The sequence below is a fragment of the Pseudomonas meliae genome (genome assembly GCF_001400515.1).
Classification (GTDB): Bacteria; Pseudomonadota; Gammaproteobacteria; order Pseudomonadales; family Pseudomonadaceae; genus Aquipseudomonas; species Aquipseudomonas amygdali.
The window spans coordinates 1-14,610 of sequence record NZ_LJQT01000164.1; the positions used below are offsets into that span (position 1 = coordinate 1).

Annotated in this window: 11 protein-coding genes and 2 pseudogenes; all 13 read right to left on the reverse strand. The window is 59.0% G+C overall.

Annotated elements, in window-relative coordinates; genetic code table 11:
* Positions 1-133: 133 nt before the first annotated feature.
* Positions 134-1,558 (reverse strand): flagellar hook-length control protein FliK, encoded by a 1,425-nt coding sequence (locus ALO64_RS07410; protein ID WP_044343427.1) that lies wholly within the window; start codon positions 1,556-1,558, stop codon positions 134-136.
* A 125-nt stretch (positions 1,559-1,683) separates the two neighbouring features.
* A complete protein-coding gene (locus ALO64_RS07415; RefSeq protein WP_005731569.1) occupies positions 1,684-2,040 on the reverse strand; it encodes an Hpt domain-containing protein in 357 nt (118 codons plus the stop codon).
* Between the two features lie 33 nt (positions 2,041-2,073).
* A pseudogene (locus tag ALO64_RS07420) lies at positions 2,074-3,780 on the reverse strand (SpoIIE family protein phosphatase).
* Complete coding sequence (locus ALO64_RS07425) at positions 3,737-4,087, reverse strand: STAS domain-containing protein (RefSeq protein ID WP_002554287.1); 351 nt, start codon at positions 4,085-4,087, stop codon at positions 3,737-3,739. Before ALO64_RS07425 ends, ALO64_RS07420 begins: the two are co-directional and overlap by 44 nt.
* An 86-nt stretch (positions 4,088-4,173) precedes the next feature.
* Positions 4,174-4,623: a flagellar export protein FliJ gene (gene fliJ, locus ALO64_RS07430; RefSeq protein ID WP_002554288.1), complete on the reverse strand. Its 450-nt coding sequence runs from the start codon at positions 4,621-4,623 to the stop codon at positions 4,174-4,176.
* A 6-nt stretch (positions 4,624-4,629) separates the two neighbouring features.
* Positions 4,630-5,987: pseudogene (fliI, locus tag ALO64_RS07435) on the reverse strand (flagellar protein export ATPase FliI).
* Positions 5,977-6,795, reverse strand: a complete 819-nt coding sequence (fliH, locus tag ALO64_RS07440; RefSeq protein ID WP_044343426.1) for a flagellar assembly protein FliH — start codon at positions 6,793-6,795, stop codon at positions 5,977-5,979. The pseudogene fliI and the gene fliH overlap by 11 nt, the downstream one beginning before the upstream one ends.
* A gap of 15 nt (positions 6,796-6,810) precedes the next feature.
* On the reverse strand, positions 6,811-7,827 hold the full coding sequence (fliG, locus tag ALO64_RS07445) for a flagellar motor switch protein FliG (RefSeq protein WP_044343425.1): 1,017 nt from the start codon (positions 7,825-7,827) through the stop codon (positions 6,811-6,813).
* Positions 7,820-9,604, reverse strand: coding sequence for a flagellar basal-body MS-ring/collar protein FliF (gene fliF / locus ALO64_RS07450; RefSeq protein WP_002554292.1), 1,785 nt, complete (start codon positions 9,602-9,604; stop codon positions 7,820-7,822). Before fliF ends, fliG begins: the two co-directional genes overlap by 8 nt.
* Before the next feature lie 15 nt (positions 9,605-9,619).
* Positions 9,620-9,949 (reverse strand): flagellar hook-basal body complex protein FliE, encoded by a 330-nt coding sequence (gene fliE, locus ALO64_RS07455; protein WP_002554293.1) that lies wholly within the window; start codon positions 9,947-9,949, stop codon positions 9,620-9,622.
* A gap of 243 nt (positions 9,950-10,192) precedes the next feature.
* Positions 10,193-11,608, reverse strand: a complete 1,416-nt coding sequence (locus ALO64_RS07460) for a sigma-54-dependent transcriptional regulator (protein WP_044343424.1) — start codon at positions 11,606-11,608, stop codon at positions 10,193-10,195.
* Positions 11,608-12,822 carry a sensor histidine kinase gene (locus tag ALO64_RS07465; protein WP_005731562.1) on the reverse strand — a complete coding sequence of 405 codons (1,215 nt, stop codon included), beginning with the start codon at positions 12,820-12,822 and terminating at the stop codon, positions 11,608-11,610. The genes ALO64_RS07460 and ALO64_RS07465 overlap by 1 nt, the downstream gene beginning before the upstream one ends.
* A gap of 122 nt (positions 12,823-12,944) precedes the next feature.
* Positions 12,945-14,420: a transcriptional regulator FleQ gene (fleQ, locus tag ALO64_RS07470; protein ID WP_044343423.1), complete on the reverse strand. Its 1,476-nt coding sequence runs from the start codon at positions 14,418-14,420 to the stop codon at positions 12,945-12,947.
* Positions 14,421-14,610: the final 190 nt, after the last annotated feature.

Sequence of the window (14,610 nt, forward strand, 5' to 3'; positions counted from 1 at the left end):
CGCCAGGACTCAGCCGTCACCAAGGTCGCAATTTGCGTCGTCTGTACCATCGGGATCGAAAAGCATTTCTGCCTTAACAACTAGCAGACAAGGCATGACTTCGCGTCGCGGCTGCCATATGAGGCAAGGAGCATCACGCGTAATAATCGATCTCGCTGCTGCCGATCACGCGCGCAGCCGGCTGGCTGACCGGAACAGCGGCATCGACGCCTGCAATTTCATCCGGAGTGTCGCCTGAGCTCACGCCATTGCCACGACCGTTGCGCTGGGCACGGCTGGCCTGCTCTTGAGCCTGTTGCTGGGCCTGCTGTTGCGACTGGTCGGAAACGTTGACGTCGACGTTGCCAAGCCCCTGCTGAACGAACGACTCACGCAACCTCGACATCTGGCTTTCCAGTGCGTCACGCACGCCCATATGGGCGCTCATGAACGTTACCTGGGTCTGCTGCTCAGGTGCCATGTTGATGCGAATGTCCAGACGTCCGAGTTCGGCGGGCTCCAGCTTGATATCGGCGGTTTTGAGGTTCTGGCTCGACAGGTACATGACGCGGTCGACAATGCCTTCGGTCCAGCCGCTTTGGTGCATGGCCAACGGCTGATTCATCAACGGCGCTGCGGCAGGTGCTGCCGCAACACGGGCCGGTTGCGCGGCCTGGCTCAGCGCAGCGAGGCGATCGGCAAAGTTGTCGACGCGCGTGTCGCCCGCGGCGCTTTTGACATCCTTCAGTCCTTCGCCGATCAAGCCGCTGAACGACTTGTCACTGCTTTCCGTGCTGCTGTCCTCCGAGGGAAGCTGCTCGCTCAGGGCCGACAGGTTATTGACGAGATTCTGGTTTGGATCGGCCTCTGCGTTGGTCGGCGTTGCTTTGTTGGCAGCATGGGTATTCTGCGCAGCCAGCTGCGTTTTGGCGTTGGCATTCTCCAGCGCCAATTGCACTGCATCCAGACCATCAAGCGGATCGGCGTCCGGATTGAATGCTTCTTCAGTCGCTGCGGGCGGAGCAGCCTGAGTGACCGTGAGCACGGTAGCTACGGGCGCAGCCGTGGCGTCAGGGCTTTGTGGTCTGGCGACCGGCAACGCAGGCGCTTGAGCAGCCATCGCCTGCAACGCCGGGTCAAGCACCGGATCGACAATCGCCAGCCCTTCAGTCAATGCAGAGTCGGCAGATGCCTGTGCGTCATCCTGCTTTGAACCGGCACTGGCAGCATCATCCTCAGCGGCAGTCGATCGGGTTGGCAAATCATTGCCGCTATCGGCAACACTCGACGTGTCAGCGGCATTGGCCTGATCACTGGCAGGCTTGTCCTTGCCGGCGGCAACCTTGTCCTTGTCAGGCGCAGCCTTGTCCTTGTCAGGCGCAGCCTTGTCGCGAGCCGGCTTGACCGGCGCATCATCACGCGACGGAACGGCATCCTTCGCCTGTTTGGCATAGACATTGGAAAAGCTGGAGGCCCCGTCTTTGCTGCTGTCAGCAGACTTGACCGCATTATTGGCCGTACCGGACCTTGAGGTCGCAGTGCTTGTGGCCTGAAGAAGCGCATTGGTAGCGAGGGGCATTTCGGTCTCCGCATAAGCTGCTGGTTATCGCCTTACCAGAACACTGAGCAATATGCGGGCCAACCTTCCACACCCACTTCAAGGGTTGCCGAATAAAGGAAGATCGGGGATCTGGAAATCAGTGATCAGCTGACAAACAACTGCCGCTCTGCGTTAAACAAACCGCGAATAGTCATGTATTCGCTGTCGATTTTACCGATCAACTCTGTCAGACCTGTGAACAACTGCTGACGGGACTGCTCTTCCAACTGACGACACAACTCGGAAAGTTGCAAGGCACCCATATTGGCGCTGCTGCCCTTGAAACTGTGCGCGGTGAGGCTCAATTCCTGAAAGTCAGGATGGCTGACTTGAACAGCAAGACGCAGTTGCGCGATACGCTGCTCGGAATCCTTGAGGAACACATCCAGCAAGGTCGGATATTCGTCCTCCATGACTTCCTGCAAGGCATTCAGCACGCTGTAATCCAGATGAATCGACACTTGTTCACTCCTTGATCAAGACTCCAGGGGGGATTATGCCACTCCCTCCCAGGAAAATTCCACGCAGGCCGTCCTGCCATCCGCGGACCATCGAGCCTCACGACTCAATTTCACACACCAGGCGGAGCCCGCGACCATACAGCTCATTGCCCGCAGGTATCTGCATCCGGACTTTTTCAATATCAAATCCCTGACCACTGTCCTCCACGCTGAGGGTCAGCCGACCACCCGCTGCGACCGGCTCGACCCGCACAGTCACGCGGATAAACCCGGTCTGAAGCATGCCAAGCCGCTCGGCGCGCTGCTGATAATACAGGGCGAAACCTGCTGCATCATGCTTTAGCGCCGAATCCAGCCCTAGTACACCATGTTCCAGCGCATTGCTATAAAGCTCGCCGAGCACCATGTGCAATGCAGCACCCTGATTGCGCAGGCCATGAACTTCAAGCAGCAACTGCAAGACGTACGGCAACGGGTTGAAGCGCCTCAGGGTCGAAGCGCGAAACACGAAGCTGGCCGACCAGTCCAGTGGGCTGGAGGCACCGCTGTCCGAATAGGTCAGGGCAGGCAGACTCTGCAATGGCTCATCGACGGCGCTGATTTCCAGCAGACTGACATCGTCACGTGCCTTGCCACCAAAATCGTTGAGCGCTACGAGAATTTCCTCGATCAGCAAATGCGGCTCGCGGTTGGTAGAAAGCACCTGGCGCAAACGCTGCGCACCGAACAGTTCGTCGTTGTTGTTGCTGGTGTCGAGCACCCCGTCGGACAGCAGGAAGATGCGATCGCCCAGCGCCAACGGATAGACCTCGGTGCGTGCATCGAAAGCATCGACACTCAGCACGCCCAATGGCAGGTGACTGGAAGCCAGCGGCACAGCTCACCCTGCGCGCCACGCAACAGGTAGCCGTCCGGCAAGCCCCCGCTCCAGACCTCGACCTGCCGTTGTGCAAGGTTGATACAAAGCAGCGTTGCACAACAGAACATGTCGACGGGGAGGATGCGTTTGAGCTTGGCGTTCATTTCACGAAGGATTTCAACCAAGCCGTAGCCCTTGGCGGTCATGCCGTAGAACACCTCGGCAAGCGGCATCGCCCCGACGGCAGCCGGCAAGCCGTGCCCGGTGAAATCCCCAAGCAGGACCTGCATGTGCCCGGCCGGCGTGTAGGCGGCCAGCATCAGGTCGCCGTTGAACAAGGCATAAGGAGACTGCAAATAGCGGATATTGCCAGCCCCAAGGCAACCGGCGTGGGCAATCTGATCGAACACCGCCTTGGCGACACGCTGCTCGTTGAGCAGGTACTCGTGGTGCTTGCTGATCTGGTCACGTTGTTGACGGACGGTTTCGTGCAACACCCGCAAGCGGTTCATGGCATTGAGTTTGGCGGCCAGCACCAGCGGGTTGTAAGGCTTGGACATGAAGTCGTCGCCACCGGCATCCAGACAGCGTGCAAGCGCTTCGCCTTCAGTCAGCGAGGTGAGGAAGATAATCGGCACCAGCGACTCACCACTCATCGCCTTGATCCGTCGCGCCGCTTCAAAACCATCCATGACCGGCATCATGGCGTCCATCAGGATCAAATGCGGGCTTTCGGCCTTGAAGATGGCCACAGCCTCGACACCATTGCCAGCACTGAGAACCCTGTGACCCTGCCGCGCAACGATGGTTGAAAGCAGCAACCGGTCACTGGCACTGTCATCGGCGATCAGAATGCACAGTTTTTTCGGGGATGACTGCACTGGGTATGCTCAGTTCGAACAACTTCGAGAAATTGGAAATAGCCAGAATCTTCAGTACATCAGGCGTGCAATTGACAAGGTGCACCACCGCTTTATCGCCACCGGCATGGTCGCGTAACAGCAACAGCATCCCCAACGCAGAACTGTCCAGGTAATGCGTGCCCCGCAGGTCGACCACATAGTTCAGCGTCTGCGGGTAATCCTCGTAGGCTGCGCGAAACGCCTGATGGGATTGAAAATCAAAGCGCCCCTCGATGTAAAGGGTCAGCGTCTGGCCATCGGCAGAGCGTTCGGAAGTGACTGTCATGAGAAACCTCGAGGTGTTTCATCACCGATGACATTGATAGCGTAGACCAGCCAGAGAAATCACCGCGGGTCTGATTGAGTCAAACGTCAGAATTGTTCGTGACGAGGTAGACGCTGCGACAACTCGTCGAGCAATTTCTGCTCCCGCTTGTCCTCCAGTCTGCGTGCTTCATCCATATAACGCTGCACCAGCTTGCGCAAGCCTTCAACCCGCGCATAACAATCCTGCCAGGCGCTACGCGCCCTATCGAGATTGGCCTTGTGCCACTCAAGACTTTTGTATTGCTGGGCAACAGCGACATCGAGCTGACTGAGAAAGCGCTGATAACCCAGCAACCACTGCCCGGAAACCCCAGCGCTGCCGCGTTGCAACCATTGCTGCTGATAATCCTGACGAAACTGGTCAAGTTCCTGCAGCTTGTTGTTGGCCAGATTGACCTGCCCCTGAAAATGCCCAAGCCGCTGAGCCGCCGTTCGCTCGGCGGCTTCCGCCATCTCGACCACTGGCGCCAGACGCGCCGCTCGACTCTGAGCCATAGGCTATCAGCCGCCAGGTGCCGGTGCGAATATAGACGCCAGCGCCTCGCCACTGCCTTGCATGCTTTCGTTGTCTCGCAGGCCCTGGCGCTGATAGCGCACCAACACCGGGTGCAACGCAATCGCCATGTCGGTCTCGCGATCGCCACCCGCGACATAGGCGCCCACGCTGATAAGGTCGCGAGTCTGCTGGTAACGCGACCACAACTGTTTGAAATGCTGCGCACGCGCCATGTGCTCGGGGCTGACCACCGCAGGCATGACCCGACTGATGGAAGCTTCGATATCGATGGCCGGGTAATGACCTTCTTCAGCCAAACGCCGGGACAGCACGATGTGACCGTCGAGCACACCCCGCGCGGAGTCGGCAATCGGGTCCTGCTGGTCATCGCCTTCCGACAGCACCGTGTAAAAGGCCGTGATGGAACCACCACCCGCCTCGGCATTGCCTGCGCGCTCCACCAGCTTGGGCAGCCGGGCGAACACAGAGGGCGGGTAGCCTTTGGTGGCTGGCGGNCGCCGATGGCCAGGGCGATTTCCCGCTGAGCCTGAGCAAAACGGGTCAACGAGTCCATCAGCAGCAGGACATTCTTGCCCTTGTCACGAAAGTATTCGGCGATCCGCGTGCAATACATGGCAGCGCGCAGCCGCATCAGCGGCGCATCATCGGCTGGCGATGCAACCACCACCGAGCGCTTCAGACCCTCTTCGCCAAGAATATGCTCAATGAACTCCTTGACCTCACGACCCCGCTCACCGATCAGGCCGACGACGATGATGTCCGCCTCGGTGAAGCGCGTCATCATGCCCAGCAGCACACTCTTGCCCACACCAGTACCGGCAAACAACCCAAGACGCTGGCCGCGGCCAACCGTCAATAAACCGTTGATGCAGCGAATGCCGACATCCAGCGGCTGGCTGATGGGGTCACGCTTGAGCGGGTTGATGGTCGGGCCATCCATCGGCACCCAGTCTTCAGCCTTGATCGGCGAGCGGCCGTCCAGCGGCCGGCCCGCGCCGTCAAGCACGCGGCCCAGCATGCTCATGCCCATCGGCAGGCGACCGGTATCGGCCAGCGGCACCACCCGCGCGCCGGGCGCAATGCCCGCCACGCTGCCGACCGGCATCAGAAACACCTTGCTGCCAGAAAACCCCATCACTTCAGCCTCGACTTCGACCGGGTGATGACTGTCATCGTTGATGACCACGCAACGGCTACCCATCGCCGCACGCAGGCCCTCGGCCTCAAGCGTCAGGCCAACCATACGCAGCAGGCGACCCTCTACTACCGGCTGGGCAGGCAGACTGATCGACTCGGCATAGGAACCGAGGCGTTTGCCGAAACTGGTGCGATCAAGGCGCATTGAGCGTGTCCGCGTCAGATTCGGCTGCACTGGAAGCCTTGCCGGGCGCAGCCTCCAGCTCGACGCTGAGGTCCGCCGCAGCCGGATGCGTCACCTGCTCATGCAACTGGTCATGCATTTTGGAAATAGCCAGGGCGATTCGCGTTTCGACACTGGCATCAATACGACTGTGCTCAGTTTCGATACGGCAACCACCCGGCAGCAAGTCTTCGTCTTCGACTATTTTCCACGACTCTTCATGACGCTCGCGCATGGCCTTGACCAGCAGGAAGTCCTGAGGATTGATGAAAATTCGCAGGTTCTGCGCACCCATCGGCAATAGCTTGAGGGCATCGCGCAACACGCTGGCGATCTGCCCGGAATCAGTGACCAGTTCGCGCTGAATGACCTGCCGCGCGATGTGCTCGACCAGATGAATGACGGCCTTTTCGATCTGTGTGTCCTGCTCGGCGATAGGTGCCAACAGGTGGCCCATCAGTTGTTCCAGGCTGGCGACCTTGGCCGCAAGAACGACTTCCGCTTCCTGGCGCACTTTTAGCTGGGTGCTGTGAAAGCCTTCCTTTTCACCGGTGGCGAAGCCTTCGTTCCACGCCTCCTGGCGGATGCTTTCCAGCTCCTCCAGGGTCAACGGCTGAACTTCGTCCAGCGGTACTTCTTCCATCTCGGCCGGTTCATCGACCGGTTCCGGTTCGGGCTCAGGCTCGGGTTCCACATGTGGATCGAAGCTGGGCAACGCCCAGATATCGAGTAACCCGGCGTCCTTGGCGCGAATGAGGTCGCTGGCCGATTCTTTATTGGAACTGGACATGAGTCGGCTGAATCCTTAGATCATTTCCTCGCCACCCTTGCCACCGAGTACGATCTCGCCGGCCTCGGCCATACGACGCGCAATAGTGAGGATTTCTTTCTGGGCGGTTTCCACATCGCTGACACGCACCGGACCTTTTGCTTCCAGGTCGTCGCGCAACAGTTCGGCGGCACGCTTGGACATGTTCTTGAAGATTTTTTCCTTGATCGCCTCGTCCGAGCCCTTGAGCGCCAGTACCAGCACGTCCGAGGATACTTCGCGCAACAGCGCCTGAATACCGCGGTCGTCCACGTCGGAGAGGTTGTTGAAGACAAACATGAGGTCTTCGATCTGTACCGAAAGGTCTTCGTCGACCTCGCGGATCGAATCCATGAGCGCGCCTTCGATGGAACTGTCGAGGAAGTTCATGATGTCGGCTGCACGCTTGATACCACCCAGGGTGGTACGCGACGTGTTGGCGTTACCGGAGAACTGCTTCTCGAGAATCTGGTTAAGCTCTTTGAGCGCTGCTGGCTGCACCGTATTGAGCGAAGAAACGCGCAGGATGATATCCAGACGGACCTTGTGATCGAAATGCCCAAGCACCTCGCCCGCCTGGTCGGCGTCAAGATAAGCCACCACGATGGCCTGAATCTGCGGGTGCTCGAAACGGATCACGTCGGCTACGGCACGCGGCTCCATCCACTTAAGGCTGTCCAGACCGCTGGTGTTGCCACCCAGCAGGATCCGGTCGATCAGGCCGTTGGCCTTGTCTTCACCGAGTGCCTGGGTCAGCATCTTGCGGATATAGCCATCGGAACCGACACCAAGGCTGGTCTGATCGCCGACGATGTCGACGAACTCGCTCATGACCTCTACGACCTGCTCGCGATGCACGTTGCGCATCTGAGCCATCGCTACGCCCACTTTCTGGACTTCCTTGGGACCCATGTGCCGGAGCACCTGAGCAGCGTCGGTTTCGCCAAGGGAAAGCAGCAGCACTGCGGCTTTCTCGACTTTGGAGAGTTTGGCTACCATGGCTCGATCATTCATCAGTGTTAATCCACTCTTTCACGACCTGGGCCACACGACCCGGGTCCTCGGCCACCAAGCTCTTGATTGCGTTCAGCTGTGCGTCATAACCCTCGGTCGGGCTAGGCAGCAGAATACTTTGCGGGCCACCCAGGCTGACGCGGTCGTTGGACAACTCGCCATCCAGGCCGCCCATGCCACCCAGCTCGGCGTCGCCACCGAAACCGGCCAGTTCCTTGCTCTTGCCGGTGGTGATGTTGGTCAACACCGGACGCAACACGCCGAACACCAGGATCAGGATGAAGATCACACCCACCGCCTGTTTGACGATGTCCCAGAACCACGGCTGCGAGTAGAACGACGCCTCTGGCAACACTTCAGCGCGCTCGCTGGAGAATGGCACGTTGATCACGCTGACGCTGTCGCCGCGGCTGGCGTCGAAACCGACGGCATCCTGCACCAGACGGGTAAAGCGAGCCAGGTCCGCCGCGCTCCACGGAGCACGAGTGACTTCGCCGTTGGCGGCGTTGGTCTTGACCATGTCGTCGACTACCACCGCAACTGACAGACGAGTCAGACGGCCCTGCTGCTGCTTGGTGTGACTGATCGAACGGTCCAGCTCGAAATTCTTGGTCGACTGCACGCGTTTGTCGGCAGGGTAAGGAGCCAACGCCGGCTGACCGGTCGCCGGGTCCATGATCTGTTGACCATTGGCATCCAGCAGCGGTTGGCCTGGAGCGATAGGGCCGGCAGCACCGGCAGCACCGGCAGTTGCATTCTGCGGAGCCGTAGCAGGACCTGGCGGCTGGTTGCTCAACGCGCCCGGAACGCCGCCCGTGCTTGAACTGCTGGAGCGCTGTTCGTTGACCGACTGCTCGCTGCGCAAGGCAGGCTGGTCAGGGTTGAAGCTTTCGGCGGTCGATTCGACGGCGCTGAAATCGACCACTGCCGAGACCTCAGCCTTGTAGCGATCATTGCCCAGAATCGGCTGCAGAATGTTCTGCACACGCTGGGTCAGCATGCCTTCCATGCGACGGCTGTAGTCGAACTGCTTGCCGGCCATGGTCAGTTCGGAGTTTTCCGCCTGATCGGACAGCAAAGCGCCCTTCTGGTCGACAACGGTGATCTGCGACTTGCTCAGCTCGGGAACACTGGTGGCCACCAGGTTGATAATGGCCATAACCTGGCTGGGCTCCAGCGAGCGGCCAGCATACAGCTCGACCAGTACCGAAGCGCTTGGCTTGCGGTCGTCACGGACAAACACCGAACTCTTCGGAATCGCCAGGTGCACACGGGCACCCTTGACGTTGTTCAGGGCGGAGATGGTACGTGCCAGTTCGCCTTCCAGACCACGACGATAACGCGTGGCTTCCATGAACTGACTGGTCCCCAGGCCCTGATCCTTGTCGAGGATTTCGAAACCGATGTTGGCGTCGTTCTGTACCACGCCTGCCTGCGCCAGCTGGATACGCGCACGCTGCACATCATCGGACTTGACCAGCAGCGCGCCGGAATTGGGTTCGACGGTGTAGTTGATATTCGCCGCAGTCAGGGTGTCCATGATCTGCTTGCTGTCCATGCCCGCCAGGCTGCCATAAAGCGGACGATAGTCAGGCTGCTGGGACCAGAGCACCACGGCAAAGCCGATGGCCACGCTCGCGGCAAGACCGACCATGAGGCCGATCTGACGCAGCATGGTCATTTCGGAAAGGTTTTCCAGAAAAGACAAACCGAACAACGGTTTCTTATCGGAAGCGCCCGCTCTTGCTGGAACGGGATCGGCAGTTGCTTCGGCCATGACTCAGTACGTCCCTTAAACCGGCATCTGCATGATGTCTTGATAAGCTTGAACCAGCTTGTTACGCACCTGGGTCAACGCCTGAAAAGACACGCTGGCTTTCTGCGACGAAATCATGACGTCGGTCAGATCCACGCCGCTCTTGCCGATTTCAAATGCATTGGCCAACTGGCTGGAGGCCTGCTGGGTCTGCGCGACCTTGTTGACGGCCTGGCCAAGCATGTCGGCAAAGCTGCTGGCGCCGGCTTCCTGCGCGCCGGACACGGGCTTGGGTGCAGACATCGCATCCATCTGCATGGCCCGCATATCCAACATCAAGCGATTAAATTCAACACCTTGGCTCATGGACGTTTCTCTCGTAAGGCCCGCAAATTTTTGACACTGATTCAGCGGGTACAGAAGACATAGCAACAACGGTGCCAGCTAGATGGCGGCTATTTGCCACACCAAATGGGAATGCCATGTTGCCCGACATCAAATCACTCCAGACCTCCCGTATTCATGGGGGTATCCGGATATTTCCGGCTTGCGCCGTTTATACGAATATTCAGTGACCGGCGATCACAACCACCGATCAGCGCCACCGGTTCAGGTAGCGAACAGATAGGCTTCCACATCCATCCCGGCATCGCGCATCTGCGCCAGCTTGTAACGCAAGGTACGCGGGCTGATACCCAGGCGCTCGGCGGCCTCCTTGCGACGACCGCGCTCCGCACGCAGCGTGTCAATAATCATCTGAAACTCGCGACGCCTGAGGTCATCACCCAGTGCACCGACAGATTCCGCATTGGCACCGGCACCTGCATTATCAGGCGAGGATGTGACAGGCAAAGACGGCACCGCCTCCACCACCGCAGCGGCTGGAAGACTTGTCACCGGCCCGGACAGACAGAAATCCTGCGCCTGTATCACCCCGCCCTGCTGCAGAATCAAGGCCCGCTGCACGGCGTTGTCCAGCTCACGCACATTGCCAGGCCAAGGGTAGCTGACCAGACACTGCTGCGCCTCGGCAGAAAGACGAACCGGCGCGTGCTTCATTTTATTGACGTGCTTGGTCAAAAGCCGCTCGGCCAATGGCAGAATATCGGCAGTCCTTTGACGCAGCGCCTGCCAGGCCAGTGGAAACACCGACAGGCGATAAAACAGATCTTCACGAAAGCGCCCCGCCGCCACTTCACCCGCAAGATCGCGGTTGGTGGTGGCCACGACACGAATATCCAGAATGATCGGCTTGCGCGCTCCGACACGCTCGACTTCACGCTCCTGCAGCACGCGCAACAGTTTGGCCTGCAGCCCCAGCGGCATTTCAGAAATCTCGTCGAGCAGGATTGTCCCGCCGTCAGCCTGCTCGAACTTGCCGGCCTGCGCGGCAATGGCGCCGGTAAACGAGCCCTTTTCATGACCGAACAGCGTCGCTTCCAGCATATTGTCCGGAATCGCAGCGCAGTTGATCGCAATAAAAGGCTTATCGGCACGCGGAGAATTTTGATGAATGAAACGCGCCAGCACTTCCTTGCCTGTGCCGGACTCACCGGAGATGAGCACAGTGGAGTCGCTCTTCGCCACACGGCTGGCCAGGTTCAATAACTGGATACTGGCGGGTTCAACAGCAATCGGCCCGTCGCGCTCGGCAGGCTCCAGACGACCCAGTGCATGTCGTGCAACCAATGCAATCAGGGCCTTGGGCTCGAAAGGCTTGACCAGATAATCGGCCGCGCCCTGACGCATGGCATCGACCGCGCGATCAACGGCGCCGTGAGCGGTCATCAGCAATACCGGCAGTTGCGGATGCCGACTGCGCAACAGGCTCAGCAACTGATGACCGTCCATGCCCGGCATGTTGACGTCGCTGATCACCAGACTGAACGGTTGCGCCTCGGCTGCGACCAACGCCTCTTCAGCAGAGCCGACCGCTTGGTATCCATAGCCAGCCAATTCAAGGGTTTCCCCAAGGGCCTCGCACAGCGAACGGTCGTCCTCGACCAACAGCACGTTGATCGACATCAGTTGTTACCCATCGAGCTGAAAGCCGGAATCAATGGCAAGCTGACAATTGCACAGGTGCCACGACCGACCCGCGACAGATAATGCACACCGCCCTGATGCGCACGCGACACCGCCGTCACCACAGCCAGACCAAGCCCGGTGCCGGTGGTCTTGGTGGTGAAAAACGGCTCGCCGATACGCGCCAGCGCAGCCTTGTCCATACCACTGCCATTATCGCTGAAGCATATGCGCAACACATTGCCGCGGCTGTACACATGAACTTTCAGCAGTGTCCGGCCAGCACTGGCCTGGATGGCGTTTTCAATCAGGTTGAGCAACGAACCGACCAACGTGTCGCGATTGCACAGCAACTCGCCTTCAATACTGTCGCACTGCCAACGCACCGGTACGCCCTGCACATGGGTGACCGCAGCGTTTTGCAAAGCCTGAAACAAGGCAACGGGCGTCAGGCGATCCGTCAGCGGCAACTCGCCACGGGCAAACACCAGCATGTCGCGAACCTGATGCTCGAGCTCATGCAGACGATCCTTGAGCCGTGCGGCAAAGCGCTGCTGGGTTTCCACCGGCAATTCCTGCTCGGTCAGATGACTGGCGTAGATCATCGCGGCCGACAACGGTGTACGAATCTGATGCGCCAGAGAAGCGACCATCCGACCCAGCGATGACAAGCGCTCGTGACGCGCCAGTTGCTCCTGGAGGTGGCGGGTTTCGGTCAAGTCATTAAGCAGCACCAACTGCCCGGGTTCAGCGTCCAGCGAGCGGGTTGCAATGGAAAGCCTGCGGCCGTCCTTGAGCGAGACTTCGTGGCCATCGTCTTCACGCGGGGCAAAACACCGACTGATGACGTGACGCCAGAGCATGCCCAGCAAGGGCTGGCCCAGCAGATCGATTGCCGCAGGATTGGCTTCACGCACTACGCCCATGCCATCAATCACGATTACGCCACCGGGGAGCAGATCAAGCAGGTTTTGCAGGCGGTTGGCCAGCCGCTCCTTTTCCGCCAGCTCTTGCAGGCGCTGGGCACCGGCATGGGCCAGCTCGCCCTTGAGTTCAGTGACACGCGCTTCGAGCAGACCATAGGAGTCGGTCAATTGCGCCGACATTTGATTGAACAGCGAGAACGCCTGCTCAAGCCCCTGACGACTTTCCAGCTCCGGGGAGTATTGAGCCTGAGCAGATAGGGCGGAAGTCAGTTGGGCGGCCTGGGACATAGTTCATCTCTCTCGTGGCGAACCGTCAGTAAACGGTGTGTTGAGAGGGACTTTGCAATCCTCGTGCCGAAAAAAACCCCCTGAAAATTCAGGGGGTTGATTTTTGGCGCCACAGACAGGCGTCAATCATCTGCCTGTTCATCACCTTCGCGACGGCTCATACCGTACTTGCGCATCTTCTCGACCAGCGTGGTGCGACGAATCCGTAAACGCTCTGCAGCACGGGCAACAATACCGTTGGCGTCGTCGAGCGCCTGCTGAATCAGACCCTGCTCCAGACCACCCAGATAGTCTTTCAGGTCCAGACCTTCAGGCGGCAGCATTGCGCCCGACGCGAAATTCGGCGTGTTGCTGTTGATGGCGACGCGCTCTTCGATATCGCTGCGCATGCTGTCGACCATCTGCTCGTCTTCGTCGTCGACATAGCGGAATTTCTTCGGCAGCTCGGCCACGCCGATCACGCCGTACGTGTGCATGATCGCCATGCGCTCGACCAGGTTGGCCAGCTCGCGAACGTTGCCCGGCCAGGCATGACGACACAGCGACATGATGGCGGCGGAGTTGAAACGAATCGAGCCGCGCTTTTCGTGCTCCATGCGCGAAATCAGTTCGTTCATCAACAGCGGAATATCTTCGACACGCTCGCGCAACGGTGCCATCTCGATGGGGAACACATTGAGACGGTAATAAAGGTCTTCGCGGAAGCTGCCAAGCTCGATCATGTTTTCGAGATTCTTGTGCGTCGCGGCAATGATGCGCACGTCGATGCTCTGCGTCTTGTTGCTGCCCACGCGCTCGAAAGTGCGCTCCTGCAACACGCGCAGCAACTTGACCTGCATGGGCAGCGGCATGTCACCAATTTCATCGAGGAACAGCGTACCGCCGTTGGCAAGCTCGAAACGGCCGGCACGACTGGTGATTGCCCCGGTAAACGCGCCCTTCTCATGCCCGAACAACTCGCTTTCGAGCAGCTCGGCCGGAATGGCACCGCAGTTGACCGGCACAAACGGCGCATCGCGGCGCTTGGAGTGATAGTGCAGGTTGCGCGCTACCACTTCCTTGCCAGTCCCCGACTCACCAAGAATCAAAACGCTGGCGTCAGTGTCAGCGACCTGCTGCATCATCTGCCGCACATGCTGAATCGCGCGACTGGTCCCCACCAGGCTGCGGAACAGGTTCGGCTCACGATGACGCCCACGCTCACGAGCCTGGTCGTACATCTCGCGATAGACCTGGGCACGGTGCAGGGAATCGAGCAGCTTGCTGTAGCTGGGCGGCATTTCAAGCGCGGAAAGAACCCGCCTGCGCAGATCCTCCGGCAGCTCGACAGAAGAATTTTCGCTCATAAGCAGCACAGGAAGGAACTCATCCCATGCTGCGATGGTCCTAAGAAGCCCTTGAAGGCTGCCCGGAGCACTTACGCTACCGACCAGCACACAAAGGACTTCTCGCGGAGATGCCAGAGAGCCGACCACCTGCTGCCAGTCCTGGCTTGAACAGGAGAGGTTTTCTTCGCCAAGAAAATTCAGGATAACCGCCAGATCCCGGCGGCGCTGGCTATCGTCATCGATTAGCAGAATCTTGATTTCACGCCACATGCAATAGCAACTTCCCTAGTCAACTCAATGCCCATGATTGGGGGGCAGCTTGGCATCTCAGCCGTATAAACCTTGAGACGCCAGAAAATAGTAAACATCACTAGTTAAGTCAAAAAAACGAACACAGTCAAATTTATGGCGAAATTCTTGTCGAACAATAAAAATGACAATTAAGGAGGCGCTGATTTAT